Raw genomic sequence first — 20,406 nt, 5'->3', positions numbered from 1 at the left:
GTTGTGCGAGGTATGATTACTTAGTCCTCTACCAATTTAATTACCAGAAGCAGCGTTTGTATTTATATCTATAGCAACGGCTTTTATACCTCATTTCTAATTCTTGATTTCTAATTCTTAATTTGGCGAAGCACTAGAATCTGTCGCGATTACACGTTAAAACGGAAGTGCATGATGTCGCCGTCCTTCACCACGTAGTCTTTCCCTTCCACCGACATCTTGCCGGCTTCTTTTATCTTCGCCTCTGACTTATACTCCTGATAGTCGGGCAGTTTGATGACCTCGGCGCGGATAAAACCCTTCTCGAAGTCAGAGTGGATGACACCGGCGGCGGCAGGGGCTTTCCAGCCTTTCCCGATCGTCCAGGCGCGCACTTCTTTCACGCCAGCGGTGAAGTAGGTGATCAGGTCCAGGAGGCTGTAGGAGGCTTTAATCAGCTTGTTCAGGCCAGACTCGGTCAGGCCGTACTCCGACAGGAACATCTCTTTCTCTTCGGGGTCGGTCAGCTCTGCAATCTGGGCCTCGATGGAAGCGGAGATGAGCACCACCTGGGCGTTCTCGTTCTTGACGTTCTCGCGGAGGGCCTCCGAAAACTGGTTGCCGTCATTCATGGAGTTCTCATCCACGTTGGCGGCATAAATCACGGGTTTGTCTGTGAGCAGCTTCAGGTCCTCTACGGCCTCTTTGTCCTCTTCGGTGGCGTCCAGGGAGCGGGCGCTGAGGCCAGCCTCAAAATGGGCCTTGTACTTCTCCAGGCTCGCCAGTTCTTTCTTGGCCTTCGCGTCGCCGGACTTAGCCGAGCGCATCACCTTCTGGATTTTCTTGTCCACAGACTCCAGGTCTTTCAGCTGCAGCTCGGTGTCGATGATCTCTTTGTCGGCTACAGGGTCCACCTTGCCGTCCACGTGCACGATGTTGGGGTCCTCGAAACAGCGCACCACATGGATGATGGCGTCTACCTCGCGGATGTTGGCCAGGAACTTGTTGCCCAGCCCTTCGCCCTTGCTGGCCCCTTTCACCAGCCCGGCAATGTCCACAAACTCGATAACGGTGGGCAGCACGCGCTCGGGGTGCACCAGTTCCTCCAGTATCTGCAGGCGCTCGTCCGGCACCGTGATCACGCCCACGTTTGGCTCAATCGTACAGAATGGATAGTTGGCAGATTCTGCCTTGGCATTAGAAATAGCGTTGAATAACGTAGACTTGCCTACATTCGGCAGTCCGACAATTCCGCATCTGAGTCCCATGTTGAATAGTGTTTTAAATCAGGGCGCAAATATACGAATTATTTGGCTGCCGTGCAGACCCTGCGAGAGGGGGAAGGGCTAAAATGAAGAAACCCATGGCGCGGCCATGGGTTGGGGTATACTGCAGGAAGCGAAGGGGAGTGTTATTCCCACTTCAGCTCGTTGTCGTAAGTTGGGGCTGCCTCAACCGTTTCGGCGGCAACGGGGGCCTCGTAAGGCGTATCCAGCGAGGCCAGCGCCTCTTCTGTCAAAAGCTCGGATTTAACGTGGTCAATCGTTCCCTGAAGCGCATCCATGAATTTCGCGAAGTCTTCTTTGTACAGGAAAATCTTGTGTTTCTCGTAAGAAAAATTATCCTCGTTAAACTTTCTCTTGCTTTCCGTAATGGTCACGTAAAAGTCGTTTGAGCGAGTCGATTTCACATCAAAGAAATACGTTCTTTTCCCGGCTCTTACTCGCTGGGAATAAATTTCTGCTTTTTCGTTGTTCTCTTCCACCGTAATAAACGTTAAATTCAACTTACTGAATCTAAAAGTAACATATATATCTGATATATAAAAATCCCTGAATTTAAAATTTAAGTAAATTTTTTCCCGTTATATTTGCAGTTGGACCAAATTGAACACTGTGAATATATGTTCGATAGTACTCTTGTTTCTCCTGTCGTTATTTCATAACAGCGCCACCTACACGGCCCAGGGGAGAGCCTCTTTTTACGCAGACCGCATGCAGGGGCACGCCACCGCCAGCGGCGAGCGCTACGACAAAAAGCTGTATACGGCAGCACACGCCACCCTGCCTTTCGACACGAAAGTGCTGGTAACCAACCTCAACAACGGCAAGAGCGTGGTGGTGCGCATCAACGACCGCAAGGCTCGCCACCGCCACAACGTCATCGACCTGTCGCGGGCAGCTGCCCAGGAGATCGGCATGATCCGGAGCGGGAGCGCGGCAGTGCGGCTAAAGGAGGTGAAAAACGAGCAGACGGGGCAACAAGCGCAGCCTGCCGCCGTTTCAGAAGCAAAGGTTCCCCGCAAATAGCCCTCCGCCCCATGAAAACGCCCCTTTCCCTCGCCGACGTCCAGAAGTTTGAGAACATGGAGTTTCTGGCAAAGCAGCTCGTAGAGGGGTTCATCACGGGGTTGCACCAGTCGCCATACCACGGGTTTTCGGTGGAGTTTTCGGAGCACCGGCTCTACAACAGCGGCGAGAGCACCCGCCACATCGACTGGAAAGTGTTTGCCCGCACCGACAAGCTTTTTGTGAAGCGGTATGAGGAGGAGACGAACCTGCGCTGCCACATGCTGCTCGACGTGTCGCCCTCAATGTATTACCCCACCGAGACAAACGGGAAGCTGGTTTTTTCGGCGCTTTGCGCGGCTGCCCTGGCTACCCTGCTCCGCAAGCAGCGCGACGCGGTGGGGCTCGTCACCTTCTCCGATAAGATAGAACTGCAGACCCCGGTTCGCTCCACGGCCTCGCACCTCCATACCCTGCTGCTGCTGCTGCAAAAGCAACTGGAGCAAAAGCCCACTGCCCAGGACACGAACGTGGCGGGCGTGATACACCAGATTGCCCAGCAGATACCCAAGCGCTCGCTCGTTATCATCTTCAGCGATATGCTGAGCAGGCAGGATGACCTGGAAAGCGTTTTTGCGTCGCTGCAACACCTAAAGCACCAGAACCACGAGGTGCTGCTTTTTCATGTGATGGACCGCAAGACAGAGGAGGAGTTTGATTTTGCGGAGCGGCCATACGTGTTCGTGGACGTGGAGACAGGGCAGGAGCTGAAGCTGCAACCCTCGCAAGTGCGTGAACATTATCGCGCCGCCGTGGAGGGGTATAAACGCGAGCTGGAACTGAAATGCGGCCAGTATAAAATAGACTTCGTGCCCGTGGATATCCATGAGCCCTTCGATAAAGTGCTGTACGCCTACCTGGTGAAGCGTGGCAAAGTGCGGTAAGGTATAATCAGGGTATGGAACGTGCCGAAGCCTGCGGTCATACCTATACCGGTTTACGCTGACTCTTCCTGTTTCAAGCTCCGAATGACTTTACAGGGGTTTCCGGCGGCAAACACGTCGGCCGGAATGTCTTTCGTCACGACGCTGCCCGCGCCGATCACACTGCGGTCGCCAATGGTTACGCCGGGGCAAACCACCACGCTGCCGCCCACCCATACATCCTTGCCGATGGCGATCGGTTTTGCGTACTCCACCCCCGAGCTCCGCTCTATATGATTCAGCGGATGCGTGGCGGTATAAACCTGCACGTTGGGCCCAAACATCGTTCGGCTGCCAATAGTGACCGGGGCCACATCCAGCACCACGCAGTTAAAGTTGAAAAACACCTTCTCGCCCACATGCATGTTCGTGCCATAGTCGCAGTAAAAAGGAGGCTGCAGCCATAAACCGGCTCCTGCGTTCGGGATTAGCTTTTGCAAAATGCGGGCAATTTCTTCTACCTGGTCCTCGCTGGTGTCGTTCAGTTGCTTGGTCAGGAGCCGTGTTTGCAGCCTTTCGTCTACAAGCTGTGTGTCGAGCGGGTTGTACAACTCCCCGGCGAGCATTTTTTCTTTCTCAGTTTTCATATATCAGGTAGATATTGGCATTTACAGTATTTGGTATAATTCACTTTATGAGAAAATCAGATGCCCGAAAGTGACTGATTTATAGTTTAGCTTACCTTATTGTTTTGGACTACAAATTTCATTTCAATACTTTGTCATTACCTTGTATGGGTTGCAAAACACACACAAGTAATTATTCAGGGTATAAGCGTGTGGCAATTTACTGGAGTCGTTAGAAAGCGTGTTAAAAACAAAATATAGTATAAATCTTGATACGGCAGCATCACGTTGGCACATTATTCAGCGATTGCCAGAGGTACTTGCTGGCGATGGTGCGGAAGGGACGCCAGCTCTCGGCTATATCCTGCATCTGCAGTTTCAGGGCCTTGCCGGCGGTTTCTAAGCCATAGTGGCGCTTCATGGCGTTTTGTATCCCCAGGTCATCCACCGGAAACACATCGGGCCGCTCCAGTGCAAACATCAGCAGCATCTCCACGGTCCAGCGGCCAACGCCCTTGATTTGCGTCAGGTGCAGGATCAGGGCCTCGCTTTCCATGGCGTCGATCGTGGCGTGCAACATCTGGCCCTCCGTGGCAAAAGCCGCCACGTTCCGCACATAGCCTATCTTCTGAAACGACAGCCCCGCGCTGCGCAGCACCTCGTCAGGCGTTTCCAGCACCAGGTGCGGGTGCGGGTACTCATCGGGGAACAGGGCCTTGAAACGGGCAAAGATTACGGCCGCTACCTTGGTGCTCAGCTGCTGCGACACGATCGCGCTCAGCAGCTTATAATACAGGTCTTCGGATTTGGAGGAGGGAAGGGGCTGGCCCTGCCGGATGATGCTCGTCAGGATAGGGTCTTTGCCCAGTACGGCGGCTACTTCTGGAGAAATGAAATCAGGAAACATGGCCTTGCGTTAGTTTAGGCCAAATAGCTGATTTTTTTGGAAGAAGGCAACAGGGTTTGCGACGGAATGAAAGCGGGAAGCCGGTTTGCCGCATCATTCCGGGCCCATGGCTGCGCGTGGGGAGGGTATAAAAAGGAAGTGAGCAGCACAGTACCCGGTAAACCGGGCGACTGGCTGCTCACTAAAGGGGCTGCTTGTATGCACAGAAAGAAAGGAGGAAGTAGTTATATATGCTGGATTACTCTGTGCTGAAAGAGTAGATAAAGGCAGCCCCAATGGTTGTCTGGCTCTTTTTGGAGAAAGAACCGCTGGAGTTCTCGAAGAACCCGTCCTGCGATTTGTCGAAGCGGATCTCAGGTTTAACGTTCAGGTTGCCGCTGGCCATTTTCACGTCGCCGGTAAGCGTGAGCGAGGCAACTTGCAGTGGGCCGAAGTAACGCACGCCCTCCGGGTCTGAGAAGTACTCGGTGCGCATCCCCAGGCCAACCGTTGGGGTAACGGCGTAGTTCAGATAGAGAGCCGCACCGCCCCATTTCGCGTCATCAGACCAGGGGTTGGAAGCGTCCGTTTCAGCATACCCGGTGTAAAAGGCTCCGTAAGCGGCGTTTATACCCACTTTCAGGGCATCGTTCAACGCGTAGGAGGTCGTCAGGTCGTACAGGCTGGTATAAGAGCCCTTGTTGTCTCCGAAATTAGACAGGGTGTTGTACTCATCGCCGCCAATCCAGTTCAGGAACAGGTCAAAGCCGGGCACTGGGGCTAAGTGCGCCTGCGCCGTTACAGACTTCTTGTCGTTGAAGTCGCTGAGGCCGTCCCAGCCGTTCACCACGCCCAGCATCAGGCCCAGCTTGTCGTTCACCGCGTAATCCAGCTTGGCACCGGTGTGGTAAAAGGGGCCGTTGCCGAAGAGGTACGACAGGCTGTAGTTGTAGTTCAGGGGGGCGTCGATCAACTCATACCCGATGTGCGTGCCGTACTGCCCGATGGTGAAGTTCAGCTTCGGGGTGAGCGCGTATGACAGAAATGCCTGCTTGATCACACGTGCCGTTCCCTCGTTTCCGAAGTTGCCCAACTCGGCGTTCGGGCCGAAGGTCAGGTCGGCCACCACTGTGGCGCGGCCCTTGGTATAGGTGAACATGGTTTGCACCAGGCCAAGCGAGAAGTTGTTGTGCTTGGTGTCGAAGATGCGCCCCTGGTTCAGGCCCGACTCTGGCTTGTTCAGGTTATACTGGTAATAGGCATCCACGTAGCCGCTGATGGACAGCGAGCCTTTGGTCTCTTCCACGGTTGCCATTTCCTGGGCATTGGCTATATTTGCTCCTGCGAAGAGCATTGCTGCGGCGAGTGATAAAAGTCTTTTCATGATTGTGGTTTTTTTCGTTGATACTATTTTGAAGAAGTAGTGTATCCACCCATACCCGCCACCAAGCTGCTTCTCAAATTGCCGTTTGCGAAGCGGTGGCTGATTATATAGGGTTAGGTGGGGTTTTGACGAAGGACACAGAAGCAGAGAGACAGTTCGCCGCCGGCTTGCTTTGCGCTTGTAAAACGGTGGTAATGCCTGACCGCATTACCACCTGTTTCACAGCCATGTCATCAAGGTTAAGGGATGGATTGTTATTCCGCCGCCACTGGTTTTGCGGCCCCTTTCTGGCTGCGCGCATGGGCAGCCAGTATCATTTCTTTCTCATCCAGGCTCATCTCAAAGCCTGTTCCGTTAAAGTCTGGGTAGGCGTGCATCTTGTGTTCGTGGATGTCAAGGCCTTCGATTTCCTCTCTGGCACTCACCCGGATTCCCGTCGTAAGCTTCAGGACATACCATACCACAAAGGCGAAGGAGAAGCTGAACACGCCGATGGCCACAATGCCGATCAGCTGGCTCACGAGCTGGTCTAAACCGGCCAGGCTCCCGAAGAGGCCCACGGCCAGCGTGCCCCAAAGGCCGCACACCAGGTGTACCGACAGTGCACCCACCGGGTCGTCGAGGCGAATACGGTCGAAGAAGGCGACAGCCATCACCACCAGCGCGCCGGCGATAAACCCGATGATGATCGAATCCGTCACGCCCATCTGGTCAGCACCGGCAGTTATACCCACCAGGCCCGCCAGTATACCGTTCAGCACCATCGTGATATCGCTTGCCTTAAACATAACCAGCGACAAGAGGCATCCGCCGATGGCACCCGCAGCGGCTGCAAGGCTCGTCATGACCAATACCCGTGACACAGCTCCCGGATCGGCTGACAGCACGGAGCCGCCATTAAAGCCGAACCAGCCTAACCATAGAATAAACACCCCTATCGTAGCCAGCGGAATGCTGTGCCCCGGGATTGGCTTGATCTTGCCGTCCATGTACTTGCCGATTCGTGGCCCCAGCAGCATGATGCCCGCCAGCGCTCCCCAGCCGCCCACAGAGTGTACAATGGTAGAGCCCGCAAAGTCATAGAACGGTACTGAAAGCGTGTTCAGGAAGCCACCCCCCCATTTCCACATGCCCACGATAGGGTAGCAGATACCTACAAACAGGATGGAGAAGATAATGAACGACGACAGCTTGATGCGCTCGGCCACGGCACCCGACACGATGGTGGCGGCAGTGGCGGCAAACATGCCCTGGAACAGGAAATCGGTCCAGAAGGTATAGCCCTCGTTGTAAGCGGAGGTCTCGCCGCCCTCTGGCAAGGGAATGCCAAAGTTGGAGAAGCCGAAAAATCCGCCGGCAAAGCTCTCGCCCGGGTACATCATCGAGAACCCCCAGAGCGCGTAGGTGATCAGGCCGATGGCCGGGATCATACTGTTCTTGAAAAGCACGTTTACCGTGTTCTTGGATCTGGCCAGACCTGACTCGAGAGTGGCAAACCCGAGGTGCATGACGAAAACCAGGAAGATGGAGACCATCATCCAGACGTTGTTCGTGACAAATAATTCTTGTGACATGGCTTTAATGTTAAGGTTGAAATTGTTTGTGTTTTTTGATTTGACTGAGTAAATGTGGTCGGGGTGCTACAGGGCGAGTTCGCCAACGTCCCCGGTGCGGATGCGGATAACGGACTCTACATCCATGATGAATATTTTGCCGTCTCCCACTTTGCCCGTGTTGGCTACTTTCAGGATGGTTTCAACCACGGCATCCACATGGTCTTCGGTCACGGTCATCTCAATTTTTGTCCGGGGTATAAACCCGACATTATAGGTGGCGCCCCGGTATACTTGCGAGGAGCTATGCTCTAAACCGAACCCTTTCACATCGTAGGTGGTCATAAAAGCAATCCCGATCTCGGTGAGGGCTTCATACACATCCTCAAATTTGGATGTTCTGATGATGGCTTCAATTTTCTTCATACAATTAATAGTTAGGTTAGGGTATGTTTTTACTAGGGGTGTTTGCTAATTTTTATCTAAAGTATGGAATATACCCCTTCGTGTCAAGGGGGTATAACTTAAATTTTATAATATTATCAAAGTATAGCCTCTAGTATTGTGAGTATGGCTGCTTAAAATAGTTTTTGTTGCCAAATGATTATTCATTGGGATTTTTGAAGATCTGAGAAGGCTATACAGACGGAAAAGCCTGTCAATCGCCGAAAAATAGCAGGGAAGGCCCTTTTATGGATAGAGGAGGTATAGCGGAAGCTTCTCTGCCAGACGCTGATTTTATACCGCTCTTTTATTATTATGCTGCAGAGCAGCTGCAGATTTAGTGGATATGGCTGCGTTGAAAAAAATATGTCTATCCTAAAAAATATTTTTAGAATTTTATTGGATGGGTATTAAAATGAAGGGGGTGGTAAGATAAAATAGAGTAAAAATGATCGGGAATGGGGTATGAAAAAGGGAGGGGCAAAAAAATAGCGCGGGTGGAGCGCCCGCGCCAGAACTTGAACTTATTTGTTATTTAGGCCGAAAGGACCGGCGTATGGTCCAGGGCCTGCAGGGTTTGCAGGAGATGATCCAGCATGGTATCCGTTATATCCAGGTGCGTTACAAAACGAATCATTTGCGGGCCAAAGCTCGAGGCGAGTATCCCTTTGCCAGCCAGTGCGTCCACAAAGGCTTTGTCGGTATACCTGTCGTTGAGCTTGAAGATGACGATATTCGTCTCAACGGGCAACACACTTGCTATATAATCGCGTTGCAGCAGACTGGCTTCGATGGCCTTCGCCTTGCGGTGGTCCTCCGGCAATCGGGCCACATGATGGTCGAGGGCGTAGCTGCAGGCCGCCGCGAGATAGCCCGCCTGCCGCATGCCCCCGCCGAGCACTTTGCGCACCCGCCGCGCTCTTTTAATAAAGGCAGCACTACCCAGCAGCACCGAGCCCACGGGAGCCCCCAGGCCTTTGGAGAGACACACGGAGATACTGTCGAAATATGAGCCGTAGTCCAGGGCACTGTCGCCGGAGGCGGCCAGGGCATTAAACACGCGGGCCCCGTCGAGGTGCAGCACTAGGCCGTGCCGCTGGCACACCTCCGCGATGGCCGCAATCTCGGCTATGGTATAATAGGTGCCGCCTCCCTTGTTGCAGGTGTTCTCCAGGGCCACCAGGCTCGTCTCCGGGAAGTGCACGTTGTCGAGCGGGCGGATGTGAGCCTCTACCTGCTGCGGCGTCATCTTGCCGCGCTCACCATACACCAGCGCCATCGAGGCCCCCGAGTTGAACGGGATGCCGCCGCCCTCATACTGGTAGATATGCGCCGTGATGTCGCAGATGACCTCGGTGAGGGGCTGCGTGTGCACCTTGATGGCGATCTGGTTGGTCATGGTGCCGGACGGGCAGAAGAGGCCCGCCTCCATCCCGAACATGGCGGCGGTTTTTGCCTCCAGGGCGTTTACGCTGGCGTCTTCGCCATACACGTCGTCGCCCACTTCGGCACTGAACATGGCCTGGCGCATGGCCGGGGTTGGTTTGGTAACGGTGTCAGAGCGCAGGTCTGTTAGTTGCATATCAATTAGATTTCCGAAATACTTTACTTTGTAAAATTAAAAACTTACTTTTGCCGTTCAAATTAAATATTGCAACGATGGGAGTTACTAGATTAAAAAGAAAAGACCGTAAGAATAAGGCAAGAGCAAATAACAGAGTAGCGCGTATTAAGCAACTGCTGTTAACGCCTGTTATTAAGAACGTTGACATGGATGAGTTGAGAGCTCAGTTTGGCGAAGCACCGAAAAACAAGCCAGCTGAAACTGCTGCCCAGCCAGAGGAGGCTTCTGCCGAGTAGTTCTTTTTAGGGGTATGTAAGCCCATCTGCCTGCCGCTGCTATTCCAGCAAATGGCGGCGGCTTACTGAAAAGACTTCAAAGTGTGTTTGCTGCGGCAGGCACACTTTTTTTATGCCCGCTTGCCAAGCTCGATCACCTGAAGGTCGCGCACCCGACCCTCCTCCACGGCAAAGCGCACCATTGTCCGCACTTTATGAAAGCCGTGCTTGCCCGCCGCCCCTGGGTTGATGTGCAGCAGGTTATGGAGCTTTTTGTCTGTCATCACCTTGAGTATATGCGAGTGGCCCGTGATGAAGAGGCGCGGCGGGTTGGCCTTGATAATGTCGCGCACGTCGGGGTGGTACTTGCCGGGGTAGCCGCCGATGTGCGTCATCAGCACGTCCAGTCCGTTCGCGTCGAAGCGGAGCACCTTGGGGTGCAGCTGCCGCACGTCCTGCCCGTCGATGTTGCCGTACACGCCCCGCAGCGGCGCCACCTCTTGCAGCCGCTCCGATACTGCGGCGGTGCCGAAATCGCCGGCATGCCATATCTCGTCCCTGTCCGAAAGCAGGCGCAGGATCTGATCGTCGAGGTATGCGTGGGTGTCGGAGAGAAGGCCTATCTTCATGGCTGGCTATATATAGGTATGGAAAAGCCACAGGCCATACGTATGCATGGCCTGTGGCAGGTGTAGTGGTTTATTAAATTCAAAGAAAAGGCATCTTCAGGATGCTTCAGCTGTTTTACCGCATTGCGTAGCTTTTTGTTTTGCTATACTCTTTCGAGATAACGGGCCAGAGGTAACTGCCTGCCTCCCGTTTCATCAGTATCCGCAAGCCGAGGGCCATGTTGAGCGTGGCCGGGAACGCACCACCCAGCCCCAGGGGCAGCAGCAGCACCAGCAGCACGATGCCCGCCAGCACGCCACCCTTGAAAAACCAGCCCTTTCCCCAAATGCTCAGGCCCACCCACAACTGCAGTGTGGCTACTGCAAGTATAAATTCAGGGGTATGCCGGGGCATCCACTCAAGTATAAACGTTTTGTAAATCGGGATTAGCGAATATTCAGCGAAGTTCTGGTAGATTTCCGGTCTGAAGAAAGCCACGTACACTTGCAGCATACAGCCTGCGCCAAAACACAGGGAGTATAATAATCGTGCAAACAATGGCTTCTCGAGGCAGGCGATAAGCCCTACCATAGCCAAAATGTTACAAGTTGAATAAGCTGTCCAGAAGAGGGTAGAAGAACTTAAATCCATTGCAAGTGCCTGTGTGATACAGAACAAAGCTACACATTGTTTTCAATTGGCCGCACCTTCGCCAAATATAATTTTATGAAGCCACCACTTCAGTAAAAGATAAATAATTTATATCGGAATAATTTAATTTATACCCCCCACGTTGCCGGCGACTCCCGCCATTGGGCAAGCGCTTCCACCGCTTCGGCGGATATATACCCATTGGCAAGTGCGGCATCCAGCAAGGCACTGTAGTCGCTAAGGCAATGCAGGGCGATACCGGCATCGGCGAAGTTTTGGTCGGCCACGGCGAAGCCATAGGTAAAGATGGCGGCCATTCCGATCACCTCGGCGCCCGCGGCTTTCACCGCCTCGGCTGCCTTCAGCGAGCTGCCCCCCGTCGAGACAAGGTCTTCCACGAGCACCACTTTCTGGCCCTCCAGCAGCCTGCCTTCAATCTGGTTTCCCATGCCGTGCTTCTTTGGCTCGGGGCGCACATACAGGAAGGGCATCTCCAGCAGGTCGGCCACCAGGGCGCCCTGCGCGATGCCCGCCGTGGCTACTCCCGCAATGGCGTCCGCGTCCGGGTACTGGCGCTTTATCATTTCGGCCAACTGTTGTTTGATATAACTGCGTATGTATGGGAATGACAGCGTCACGCGGTTGTCGCAGTAAATGGGCGAATTCCAGCCGCTGCTCCATTTAAAGGGCTGTTTTGGCCTTAGTTTCACGGCCTCCGTTTCCAGTAGGAAAGAGGCTACCTGGTGTGCAATGTTTGTTGAATCCATGGCCGAATTTACATAAATATTCTTCCTTTTTCAGGCAGCTTATTTTGTTTCAGGCGATTTATTTATTGATTTGTAAAATTTCTGTTTTATCAGGAGCCCCTAAGCGCATGAATGTTTTTATCAACGATATTCCCCTTATTCTGAAAAAAGCCTCAGAAAAGGTGTACAAGCATGAGCACGATCTCATCCTGAAGGCCTCTGATCACTTCACTTCCAAAGACCTGGTGGGCGACGTGCTGATCAAGGACGCAGACGCCCTGCTCATCGACCGGATCGTCCGGCTGATGGAGGTGAAGAAGCTGAAAAAGCTCCGCTCGCTTACGCTGGTGACCAACAAAAAGAAAAAGCTGATCGCGCACCTCAAAGACCAGTTTAAAATTGTGAAGGCCGCCGGCGGGCTTGTGCTGAAGGACGGAAAAATCCTGATGATCTACCGGCTTGGCGTGTGGGACCTGCCCAAAGGCAAGCTGAACAGAAAAGAGAAAACCCAGCAGGGAGCCCTGCGCGAGGTAGAGGAGGAGTGCAATATTCAGGTGGAGGTGGTGGAGAAGCTACCCAAGACCTGGCACTCCTATGCCTACAAAGGCAAGAAGATCCTGAAAAAGACGAGTTGGTATGTGATGAACTGCACCGACGACAGCCTGATCAAGCCGCAGGCCGAGGAGTTTATCGAGGAGGTGCGCTGGATGACGCCCGAAGAGGTGAGCGGGGTGCTGCCCAAGGCCTATACCTCCATCTCCTTTATTGTCCGGCACTATCTGCAATCTCTGAAAACTGGAAAGGTATAAACTGGTCCACGTTGCCCCCAAAGCGGTGAATCTCGCGAATGATGGAGGAGCTGATGGCAGCCAGCTGCGGTGAGGTGATCAGGAAAACGCTTTCCAGGTCGTTGTTCACCTGCCGGTTGGCCTGTGCGATCGTGTTCTCGTACTCAAAGTCAGTGGTGTTGCGCAGTCCGCGCAGGAGGTACTGTGCCCCAACCTGACGGGCAAACTCCGCCGTAAGCCCCTTAAACGTCTGAACATGTATGGTGGGCTCGTTTTCAAACAGGCGCGTCATGACTTCAAACATCCGATCAATGGGGATGTAGCGCTGCTTGCTGCTGTTGTTCCCGATTCCGATAATCACCTCGTCGAAGAGCTTGGCTCCGCGCAAAACGACATCATAGTGTCCGTTTGTGAAAGGGTCGAAGGAGCCGGGAAACAAGGCGATTTTTTTCATATTTATTTTTGAATAACTAGATTTTGAATAACAGAGTGCGTGAAGTTAGAATTTGAATGACTGCGTGTTTAAGGCCATAATAAGTATAGAAGGTTAAATTATTCAGCGATTCAATTATTCATTCAATCAAAATTAAAATTACGCACACAGGTGCAGGCTGTAGAGTTCGAAGTAGCGATGCTCAAACAGGTCGTGAAACTTGTAGCTGTACTCCACGTCTGCGGGTTTTTTGCCCAGCTTGATGTGCCGCACATACTTTTTCAGGATATGGAACAGGGAAGAATCGTGCGTGATGTCGCCCCATACCGACAGCGTTTCCTGTTCCGGGTTCAGCTTCTGCTCCTGCATCACAAATATCACGAAGTATATGAAATCCTCCGGGCTCTGGTACTGGAAAACGTTGCAGAACTCCAGCCCGCTCTGGTTCACCACCAGTATCGTAACATAGCTGCGCTCCACAAAAATACTCATCTGCCGGGCGGGGCCGCGGTCGGTGTGGTGCAGGATGCTGCTGATGAGGGCACTTGTCTGGTGCACCACCTGCAGCTGTCGCCGCCCAAAGATATCCTCCAGGGCCTGGTATGCGTGCGCATCCACGGCAAAAATATTAACGGCCTCCAACTCGCTGTGGCGGTAGGAGCGCACCACGTCCTTTAGCTCATGCAGCTCGCTGTGCAGGCGCAGGTAGTCTTGCTGGTGCGCGGGGTCATATAGGGTGGAGGGCACCAGGGTAAAGTGCTGGTTGCTGAACGCCACCCGAACCACGTTCCACTGCTGCTCCTGCAGCAGCGGGTTCTCCGCCGCGATCAGCCGGAGCTGTTCTGCCATCTGGAGGGGCGTGAAGACCGTGATCAGCTCGTAATCCTCCAGCACGACAAACTTGTTCCGAACGGTGTCGGCCACTGCGAACCGAATAGACCGCTGCGTGAGCGAGATGTATAGGTTACAGTAAGACGCCTGCGACAGGGCGAAAGCCTCGTCCTCTATTTTATAGGAAAGCCGGTAATGCGTGTTGATGGTGTTCAAGCTGATGTACGTTTTAAGGAATGCCGCTATTAGCCGTAGGCGCAGCCATGCAAGTATAAAAAAAATATGCCAGATGGCCGCAAAGCAGCTGCTACCCTATAAAATAATGCTTCAGGCCCAGCAGGTCGTCGAAAGACAGCAGCAACTGCAGGCAACGGTGCTTGTCGTTGTTGGGGACGGCCTGCAGTTCCTTTACCGTCATCCACTTAACATGCTCCAGTAGCTGCCCGTCGGCAGTAGCCTCGGGGTCGGTGCCGGTTTGCAGGGTGCCGCCGGTTGCGCGCACCTCAAAGAAGAACTCCACCGCGTGGAACGGCGGCTCCAGAAACTCATTGACGAACAGGAAGCGCTCCACCTGCACTTCTAGCCCGGTCTCTTCCAGCATCTCCCGCTTCAGGCACTCCTGCAGGGTTTCGCCGTAGTGCAGCCCGCCGCCGGGTGGTGCCCAAAACGCTGTATTGCCCACTGTCTGACCGTGGCGCACCAGCAGCAGTTTGTCGTTTTGCACACAGATGCCGCACACGCGGACACGCATTTGATTGGAATAGGCAGCGGCATTAGGGTTTACATGTGGCATATTTTGCGAAATGTGTTTAAGGCGGTACATTTACCGCATGATCAAAACTTTAAATCCTGACTTTGAGCAGGACATACGCGAGAAGCTGGAGCACCAGGGGTTTATGAAACTCATCGGCTTTGAGATAACAAAGATAGAAGTTGGCAGGATAGAAGGCGAATTAAACTTGGGTGCGCTGCACCTACAGCACAAGGGCTTCACCCATGGCGGCGTCATCGCGACGCTGGCCGACATCGTGGCGGGCTTTGCCGCCGTGAGCCTGGTGCCCAAAGACCACCATGTCGTGACGGCGGAGCTCAAGGTGTCTTACTTTCACCCGGGGGTGGGGGAGAAGCTGCTTGCGAAAGGCTACGTGATCAAGCCCGGCCGGAAATTAAATTTTTGTGAAGCCGAAATATACGCCCTGAAGGGCGATAACCCACCTTTGCTGATTGCCAAAGCCTCAACTACGATGGCTACCATAACCCCAATGGATATTCAGCGTAGTGTATAAAACCAATAATAAATTATGCATCTTGAAGCTTTTATCGGTTAAATCTGATTTATTTTGGCTAATTTGATATATAATTTAAAATTGTTGAGCAACGTATTATGTTTTTGTGTACTTTTAGGGAAAATAAAAATTAATCATGAACAAAGGAGTAGTAAAGTTCTTTAATGAGACGAAGGGATTTGGTTTCATTAAAGATGAAAATTCAGGACAAGAGTATTTCGTACACGTGAGCGGTCTTGTTGACGAGATCAGAGAAAACGACGAAGTTACGTACGAACTTCAGGAAGGAAGAAAAGGACTAAACGCTGTTAATGTTAAAAGAGCTTAGTTCTTATACCATATACAGTTGTTAAAAAAGCGAAAAGCCTTACCAAAGTGTAAGGCTTTTTTTTGCGCGTCAGTTTTTGCCGCAGTACCTTTACCTAATGCCCAAGCGGCCTTATGCGCAGGTTGCCGGAAGCCCAGAACCGCCTTATACCGGTGTAGCGGGTGGTATGGCGACAGGCCCCTGTCCGGGCCGCGCGATTATTTCAGGTTAAACGATTATGCGTCCCTTAGAAGCCCTCCGAAACAACTTTCCTTTTGAACCTACCGACGACCAGGCCAAGCTTTTCACCAAGCTCGAGGAGTTTATACTGGATAAGAAGGAGGAGCGGCAGGTGTTTTTGTTGAAAGGCTATGCCGGAACGGGCAAAACCACCGTGGTGTCCTCCCTCGTCAAGATCCTGAACACGTTTGGCTACAAGTATGTGCAGCTCGCGCCCACCGGACGGGCGGCCAAGGTGATGGCCAGTTACAGCGGCAAGCCGGCGCATACCATCCATAAAAAGATATACCGCCCCACGGCCAATCCCTTTTCCGAAGGCTTGTCTTTCACGCGCCAGCCAAACAAAGCCGACAACACCCTGTACATCATTGATGAGTCCTCGATGATCTCTGACGAGAGCGGCTTTGGCGACAAGGGGCTGCTGGAGGATCTGCTGAGTTTTGTGTTTGATAAGAAAAACAACAAGCTGTTGCTGATCGGGGACACTGCGCAGCTGCCGCCGGTAGGGCAGGCGCTCAGCCCCTCGCTGAACGCAGACTACCTGAAGCAGAACTTCTGGTGCAACGTGCAGGAGATGGAACTGCGCCAGGTGATGCGCCAGGCGGAGGCTTCGGGCATCCTGATGAACGCCACGCGGCTCCGGGACCAGATGAAGCAGGTGCCCCTCGACATTAAGCTCGTGACCAAGGGATGGCGCGACATCTTCCGGATGACGGGCGAGAAACTGGAGGACGGCCTGCGCTACGCCTACGACAAGTTCGGGGTGGAGAACACCATCATCATCTGCCGCTCCAACAAGTCGGCCAACCTGTATAACCAGCACGTGCGGCGGCGCCTCTTCTTTGCTGAAGACGAGCTGGGCGTGGGCGATTACCTGATGGTGGTGCGCAACAACTACTTCTGGCTTCCCAAAGAGTCCGAGATCGGCTTCATGGCCAACGGCGATTTTGTGGAGGTAACCAAGATTATCCGTTACGACGATATGTATGGCTTCCGCTTTGCCGATGTGCGCATCCGCTTCGTGGACTATCCGGATGCGCAGGAGGAAGAGGTGAAGATCATGCTCGACACTCTCTACACCGACACACCGGCCCTGCCCGCCGACCAGAACCGCAAGCTGTATGAAAGCGTGCTGGGGGATTACATGGACATCAAGACCAAGCGCGAACGCACCAAAGAGCTGAAGAAGAACCCATACCTCAATGCCCTGCAGGTGAAGTTCGCCTACGCGCTTACATGCCACAAGGCACAGGGTGGCCAGTGGAAGGCGGTGTTCGTGGACCAGGGTTTTCTGAAAGAGGACATGGTGAACGAGGAGTTTGCCCGCTGGCTCTATACGGCCCTAACCCGGTCTTCCGAAGAACTTTTTCTGCTGAACTTTAACCAGCAGTTATTAGTTAACTAACAAAATAAAATATTATTTTGCATCGTTTTAGGTGAAAGTCAGTCACTAAGCTTTCGCATTAACCTTAACTCTCAATAAAGATGAAAAAAGTACTTCTCTCTTTCGCTTTTGCGGCTTTAGTAGCTGGCGGCGCCATGGCGCAGGAACAACCCAAGGCAAAGGCGACAGCTCCGCAGGAGCAGGCAAAAAACGGCCCGGCCCTCACTTTGGAAGAAACTGAGCACAGCTTCGGGGATATCACGCAAGGGGATGTGGTGGAGCACACCTTCAAGTTTACCAACACAGGTACCCAGCCGCTCGTGATTGAGCGTGTAGACGTTACCTGCGGCTGTACTACCCCGAACTGGACGAAAGAGCCGGTAATGCCCGGTAAAACCGGTTTTGTAACCGCGAAGTTTAACAGCGCCGGTAAGATGGGCCAGCAAAAGAAAGCCATCACGATCCATTCTAACGCCGCCGATGGCGCGAAGTATGTATACATCCTGACGAACATTAAAGAGAAGTCTACGGCTAGTGCCGCCAAGCAGTAGTAAATAAGGCGCACTCGATATATAAAAGAAAAGGCCCGCTCTGCAGAGCGGGCCTTTTCTTTTATATATGACGTAACGCAAAAGCGCAACGCCGTTCGTAAAAGTTTCCCTTGAGAGTTGGGGGATGAGAGGCGGCCGGAAGAATCTATCCAGCTCTTACTTGATAAGATACAGCTTCTAAAATAACTCACAGATGATTGTCCGCAGGGTGTGTCATCCCCCTAACCCCCTTCTTCTTCGAGGGCCCCTACCCTCAAGGGGGACAAACTAAAAAGAGGAACAAAAGAGAGCATTGCGTATGAGCAAGTATATATCGAGAATCTTTACAATCGCCAGAAGATATACTGTAACCGGCAGCGCTGGAAGTTACAGTGCTTTGAGGACCGCGTAAAACAGCGCCCCCCAACCCACGATAAAAGCGGCTCCACCAAGCGGCGTGATGGCTCCAAGCCAGGTGATACCGGTCAGGCAAAGCGTGTAGAGCGAGCCTGAGAATATAAGGATGCCAATGAAAAAGCACCAGGCGGCCACCTGAAGCGCGGGCTGCTCCACACGGAACAGCAGCAGGCCCACAGCCAGCAAAGCAAGCGTGTGGTACATCTGGTATTTCACGGCCGTCTCAAACGTATCGACCCGGTTTGTTTCCCGAAGCATGGGGCCGAGGGCATGCGCCCCGAATGCACCGATGGCAACCGTTAAAGCCCCAAAAGCGGTGGCAATCAGTAAAATTGATTTTTGTGTCACGTGGTATATAGGTATAAAAAAGCAGAGCGCTGCCGCCCTTCAGTGATATATAATGTTAGTTCTTCGCCAAATTAAAAATTAGAAATTAAGTATTAGAAATGAGGCATAAAAGCCGTTTCTAATCCTATAAAAACAAACGCTACATCTGGTAATTAAATTGGTCGAGTACTAAGAACCAGGTTTTTGGCTATCCTGAAATCAGGCTTGCGCCGCGTTCTCGTCACCTCCCAGGGCTTCTATCACTTGCTCTTCAAACTCCTCCTGGCTGTCGTATTGGGTAAAATCAAGCGTGGTGCCTTTGGCTTTCAGCGCATTCAGCACATCCAGGGCCACAGCCAGTGGCTCTGCTTCTTTGCCGCTTAGGTCGGTGTCCCAGTCGGCCCCAAGCAAGAGGGCGTCGCCATACATGCCCACACACCAGTTTTCCAGAAACTCCACCAGCGTAATGCTCTCGGGCAGATATGATTCCCACTCATCGGCGGCGCAGGCGGCGGCACCCTCCCGTTGCGACCAGAAGAGGATAACTTCGGTGTCTTCGAAAGCGGCGGAGCTGGAGGTGGCCCATGTTTCGTCTTTTGTCAGTCCCCACACAGCATTGGTCTCCACGATGCGTGCAACAAATGTATGGTATGTCTTTTCGATATCTGCTTCTTGTTGTGTCATGATAGGTAGTGGCTTTATCTTTATATTCCTGATAGTCACGGTTAGTAGCTCATTTAAAATGCCTTTCGATACAGAATCTTTCAGCGCTGGGGCGATTTCAGGGGACTTAGAAAGCGCGCTTATACCGCCTAACCGGAATAAATATCAAAAATATATATTTTAAATCATAGTTTTCGGAATAAATTCGGATAGTCCGAGATGATGCCATCGACGCCAAGTTGCCTGAGACGGCGCATTTCTGCCAGCTCATTTACCGTCCAGGGTATAACTTTGATGTTACGTTTGTGGGCCTCCGCAACCATGTCTGAGGTAACCAGGGTATGCGCAGGGCTGTAGATCGTTGGGGTAAAGCCCAGCCGTTGCAGGTTCTGCGCAAAGCTGTCAGCGTTTTCAACGAGCAGGGCCGTTTTCACCTGTGGGTACAGCCGGTGCACTACCTGCAACGTACGCACGTCAAACGACTGGATAATGACCCAGGGGATCAGCGCTTTGCGTTCCACTACCTCCATCAGGCGTTGCACGAAAATCTCTGGCGTGGGATGGAATACATTGTCTGTCTCGGGCGAGGACTTTGTTTCGATGTTGTAGAACACCTGTGGCGCTTGGTGCTGTTTTATATAGGACTGTACCGTATCCATCACCTCCGAGAGCAGCGGTTTGTAGGCGGGCAGCAGTTGCTGTTGCGGGAAGCGGCTATACCGTTTTGAGCCCACATCATACCCCTTGATTTCCGTGTAATCCATGGCATACAGCACATGCTCCCGGGCCTCAGCGGCCGGAATCTCGCCGCCGTCGGGCAGCAGCTCGTGCTCTGGATTCAGAAGAGGGTCGTGGGAGAGCAAGACCTGACCGTCTTTGCTGATGTGCGCGTCCATTTCAAGCGTGGTAACGCCGAGGTCTAACGCGGTCAGCATTGCCGGAATAGTGTTTTCAGGCATCAGCCCGCGGGCCCCGCGATGGCCCTGGGTATCGAAGGCAGGTAAGGTGGCAGGCATGTTTGTGAGGCATGAAGTGAAAAACAGAAAGGTAGCCCCAGCGAAAGCAGGTATACGCCGCAGCAGGGCTTGTTTAATTATTCGTTTTGGAAGCGCACTTTGGCGGCGCAAAGAATGAATCGAAAACATTTGCGAAAAAATATAGCTTGTTCAGAACAAACGTCGGTCTTTTTCTCCTGAGAGCATGTTTAAAATTCATCTTTTGGGCTGCAAATTGTTCATAAAGGAACCTGACTTCGCCTTTTTATCACCCCAT

The 20,406-nt window shown here is 52.7% G+C and carries 25 protein-coding genes; 8 read left to right on the top strand and 17 right to left on the bottom strand.

Annotated features, from left to right (window positions below; translation table 11 throughout):
* Nucleotides 1–149: 149 nt before the first annotated feature.
* Both ychF and MKJ04_RS17380 read right to left on the bottom strand, forming a co-directional pair.
* Nucleotides 150–1,247, bottom strand: a complete 1,098-nt coding sequence (gene ychF / locus MKJ04_RS17385) for a redox-regulated ATPase YchF (RefSeq protein ID WP_241642933.1) — start codon at nucleotides 1,245–1,247, stop codon at nucleotides 150–152.
* 143 nt (nucleotides 1,248–1,390) lie between these two features.
* Nucleotides 1,391–1,744 carry a DUF3276 family protein gene (locus MKJ04_RS17380; protein WP_241642986.1) on the bottom strand — a complete coding sequence of 118 codons (354 nt, stop codon included), beginning with the start codon at nucleotides 1,742–1,744 and terminating at the stop codon, nucleotides 1,391–1,393.
* A 130-nt stretch (nucleotides 1,745–1,874) separates the two neighbouring features.
* Here MKJ04_RS17380 and MKJ04_RS17375 point away from each other — a divergent pair, with 130 nt between their 5' ends.
* Nucleotides 1,875–2,288 (top strand): septal ring lytic transglycosylase RlpA family protein, encoded by a 414-nt coding sequence (locus MKJ04_RS17375; RefSeq protein ID WP_241642932.1) that lies wholly within the window; start codon nucleotides 1,875–1,877, stop codon nucleotides 2,286–2,288.
* An 11-nt stretch (nucleotides 2,289–2,299) separates the two neighbouring features.
* Nucleotides 2,300–3,211 (top strand): DUF58 domain-containing protein, encoded by a 912-nt coding sequence (locus MKJ04_RS17370; protein WP_241642931.1) that lies wholly within the window; start codon nucleotides 2,300–2,302, stop codon nucleotides 3,209–3,211.
* Nucleotides 3,212–3,264: 53 nt separating this feature from the next.
* Here the strand turns inward: MKJ04_RS17370 and MKJ04_RS17365 are convergent, their stop codons facing one another.
* The 6 genes from MKJ04_RS17365 to MKJ04_RS17340 all read right to left on the bottom strand — a co-directional run bounded on the left by MKJ04_RS17365 (nucleotide 3,265) and on the right by MKJ04_RS17340 (nucleotide 9,665).
* Nucleotides 3,265–3,837 carry a sugar O-acetyltransferase gene (locus tag MKJ04_RS17365; RefSeq protein ID WP_241642930.1) on the bottom strand — a complete coding sequence of 191 codons (573 nt, stop codon included), beginning with the start codon at nucleotides 3,835–3,837 and terminating at the stop codon, nucleotides 3,265–3,267.
* A 262-nt stretch (nucleotides 3,838–4,099) separates the two neighbouring features.
* Entirely contained in the window at nucleotides 4,100–4,723 is a 624-nt protein-coding gene (locus MKJ04_RS17360) for a DNA-3-methyladenine glycosylase family protein (protein WP_241642929.1), read from the bottom strand.
* 238 nt (nucleotides 4,724–4,961) lie between these two features.
* Nucleotides 4,962–6,086 carry a porin gene (locus MKJ04_RS17355; protein ID WP_241642928.1) on the bottom strand — a complete coding sequence of 375 codons (1,125 nt, stop codon included), beginning with the start codon at nucleotides 6,084–6,086 and terminating at the stop codon, nucleotides 4,962–4,964.
* Nucleotides 6,087–6,340: 254 nt separating this feature from the next.
* Nucleotides 6,341–7,660, bottom strand: a complete 1,320-nt coding sequence (locus MKJ04_RS17350) for an ammonium transporter (RefSeq protein WP_241642927.1) — start codon at nucleotides 7,658–7,660, stop codon at nucleotides 6,341–6,343.
* 66 nt (nucleotides 7,661–7,726) lie between these two features.
* The gene (locus MKJ04_RS17345) at nucleotides 7,727–8,065 is read right to left on the bottom strand and encodes a P-II family nitrogen regulator (protein WP_241642926.1); all 339 of its coding nucleotides are present in this window, start codon (nucleotides 8,063–8,065) and stop codon (nucleotides 7,727–7,729) included.
* 553 nt (nucleotides 8,066–8,618) lie between these two features.
* The gene (locus tag MKJ04_RS17340; RefSeq protein ID WP_241642925.1) at nucleotides 8,619–9,665 is read right to left on the bottom strand and encodes a threonine aldolase family protein; all 1,047 of its coding nucleotides are present in this window, start codon (nucleotides 9,663–9,665) and stop codon (nucleotides 8,619–8,621) included.
* A gap of 50 nt (nucleotides 9,666–9,715) precedes the next feature.
* Here MKJ04_RS17340 and MKJ04_RS17335 point away from each other — a divergent pair, with 50 nt between their 5' ends.
* Nucleotides 9,716–9,943, top strand: coding sequence for a hypothetical protein (locus tag MKJ04_RS17335; RefSeq protein ID WP_241642988.1), 228 nt, complete (start codon nucleotides 9,716–9,718; stop codon nucleotides 9,941–9,943).
* Between the two features lie 110 nt (nucleotides 9,944–10,053).
* Here MKJ04_RS17335 and MKJ04_RS17330 read toward each other — a convergent pair whose 3' ends face one another.
* The 3 genes from MKJ04_RS17330 to pyrE all read right to left on the bottom strand — a co-directional run bounded on the left by MKJ04_RS17330 (nucleotide 10,054) and on the right by pyrE (nucleotide 11,949).
* Complete coding sequence (locus MKJ04_RS17330; RefSeq protein ID WP_241642924.1) at nucleotides 10,054–10,551, bottom strand: metallophosphoesterase family protein; 498 nt, start codon at nucleotides 10,549–10,551, stop codon at nucleotides 10,054–10,056.
* Nucleotides 10,552–10,666: 115 nt separating this feature from the next.
* Nucleotides 10,667–11,044 carry a hypothetical protein gene (locus MKJ04_RS17325; protein WP_241642923.1) on the bottom strand — a complete coding sequence of 126 codons (378 nt, stop codon included), beginning with the start codon at nucleotides 11,042–11,044 and terminating at the stop codon, nucleotides 10,667–10,669.
* 266 nt (nucleotides 11,045–11,310) lie between these two features.
* The gene (pyrE, locus tag MKJ04_RS17320; RefSeq protein ID WP_245402689.1) at nucleotides 11,311–11,949 is read right to left on the bottom strand and encodes an orotate phosphoribosyltransferase; all 639 of its coding nucleotides are present in this window, start codon (nucleotides 11,947–11,949) and stop codon (nucleotides 11,311–11,313) included.
* Between the two features lie 107 nt (nucleotides 11,950–12,056).
* On the opposite strand from pyrE, the gene MKJ04_RS17315 reads away from it, so the two are divergent.
* Entirely contained in the window at nucleotides 12,057–12,737 is a 681-nt protein-coding gene (locus tag MKJ04_RS17315; protein WP_241642922.1) for an NUDIX hydrolase, read from the top strand.
* Here MKJ04_RS17315 and coaD read toward each other — a convergent pair.
* The 3 genes from coaD to MKJ04_RS17300 all read right to left on the bottom strand — a co-directional run bounded on the left by coaD (nucleotide 12,691) and on the right by MKJ04_RS17300 (nucleotide 14,773).
* Nucleotides 12,691–13,170 carry a pantetheine-phosphate adenylyltransferase gene (coaD, locus tag MKJ04_RS17310; protein ID WP_241642921.1) on the bottom strand — a complete coding sequence of 160 codons (480 nt, stop codon included), beginning with the start codon at nucleotides 13,168–13,170 and terminating at the stop codon, nucleotides 12,691–12,693. The genes MKJ04_RS17315 and coaD overlap by 47 nt on opposite strands.
* Before the next feature lie 138 nt (nucleotides 13,171–13,308).
* Complete coding sequence (locus MKJ04_RS17305; RefSeq protein ID WP_241642920.1) at nucleotides 13,309–14,196, bottom strand: DUF3822 family protein; 888 nt, start codon at nucleotides 14,194–14,196, stop codon at nucleotides 13,309–13,311.
* A 91-nt stretch (nucleotides 14,197–14,287) separates the two neighbouring features.
* Nucleotides 14,288–14,773 (bottom strand): NUDIX domain-containing protein, encoded by a 486-nt coding sequence (locus MKJ04_RS17300; protein WP_241642919.1) that lies wholly within the window; start codon nucleotides 14,771–14,773, stop codon nucleotides 14,288–14,290.
* Nucleotides 14,774–14,810: 37 nt separating this feature from the next.
* On the opposite strand from MKJ04_RS17300, the gene MKJ04_RS17295 reads away from it, so the two are divergent.
* From MKJ04_RS17295 to MKJ04_RS17280, 4 genes are all read left to right on the top strand, one after another.
* Complete coding sequence (locus MKJ04_RS17295; protein ID WP_241642918.1) at nucleotides 14,811–15,266, top strand: PaaI family thioesterase; 456 nt, start codon at nucleotides 14,811–14,813, stop codon at nucleotides 15,264–15,266.
* A 136-nt stretch (nucleotides 15,267–15,402) separates the two neighbouring features.
* Nucleotides 15,403–15,594: a cold-shock protein gene (locus MKJ04_RS17290; RefSeq protein ID WP_241642917.1), complete on the top strand. Its 192-nt coding sequence runs from the start codon at nucleotides 15,403–15,405 to the stop codon at nucleotides 15,592–15,594.
* A gap of 217 nt (nucleotides 15,595–15,811) precedes the next feature.
* Nucleotides 15,812–17,218: an ATP-dependent RecD-like DNA helicase gene (locus MKJ04_RS17285; protein ID WP_241642916.1), complete on the top strand. Its 1,407-nt coding sequence runs from the start codon at nucleotides 15,812–15,814 to the stop codon at nucleotides 17,216–17,218.
* Nucleotides 17,219–17,298: 80 nt separating this feature from the next.
* Complete coding sequence (locus MKJ04_RS17280; protein ID WP_241642915.1) at nucleotides 17,299–17,748, top strand: DUF1573 domain-containing protein; 450 nt, start codon at nucleotides 17,299–17,301, stop codon at nucleotides 17,746–17,748.
* Between the two features lie 366 nt (nucleotides 17,749–18,114).
* Here MKJ04_RS17280 and MKJ04_RS17275 read toward each other — a convergent pair whose 3' ends face one another.
* The 3 genes from MKJ04_RS17275 to MKJ04_RS17265 form a co-directional block, all read right to left on the bottom strand.
* Nucleotides 18,115–18,492, bottom strand: a complete 378-nt coding sequence (locus MKJ04_RS17275; RefSeq protein ID WP_241642914.1) for a DUF423 domain-containing protein — start codon at nucleotides 18,490–18,492, stop codon at nucleotides 18,115–18,117.
* 198 nt (nucleotides 18,493–18,690) lie between these two features.
* Complete coding sequence (locus MKJ04_RS17270; protein WP_241642913.1) at nucleotides 18,691–19,155, bottom strand: DUF2750 domain-containing protein; 465 nt, start codon at nucleotides 19,153–19,155, stop codon at nucleotides 18,691–18,693.
* A gap of 164 nt (nucleotides 19,156–19,319) precedes the next feature.
* A complete protein-coding gene (locus MKJ04_RS17265) occupies nucleotides 19,320–20,150 on the bottom strand; it encodes a glycerophosphodiester phosphodiesterase family protein (protein ID WP_241642912.1) in 831 nt (276 codons plus the stop codon).
* Between the last annotated feature and the right edge of the window lie 256 nt (nucleotides 20,151–20,406).

Origin of the sequence: Pontibacter sp. E15-1 (assembly GCF_022601975.1) — a bacterium.
Taxonomy (GTDB): domain Bacteria; phylum Bacteroidota; class Bacteroidia; order Cytophagales; family Hymenobacteraceae; genus Pontibacter.
Note: the sequence above shows the minus strand (reverse complement) of the source record. Positions and strands in the feature narration are given on the sequence as shown.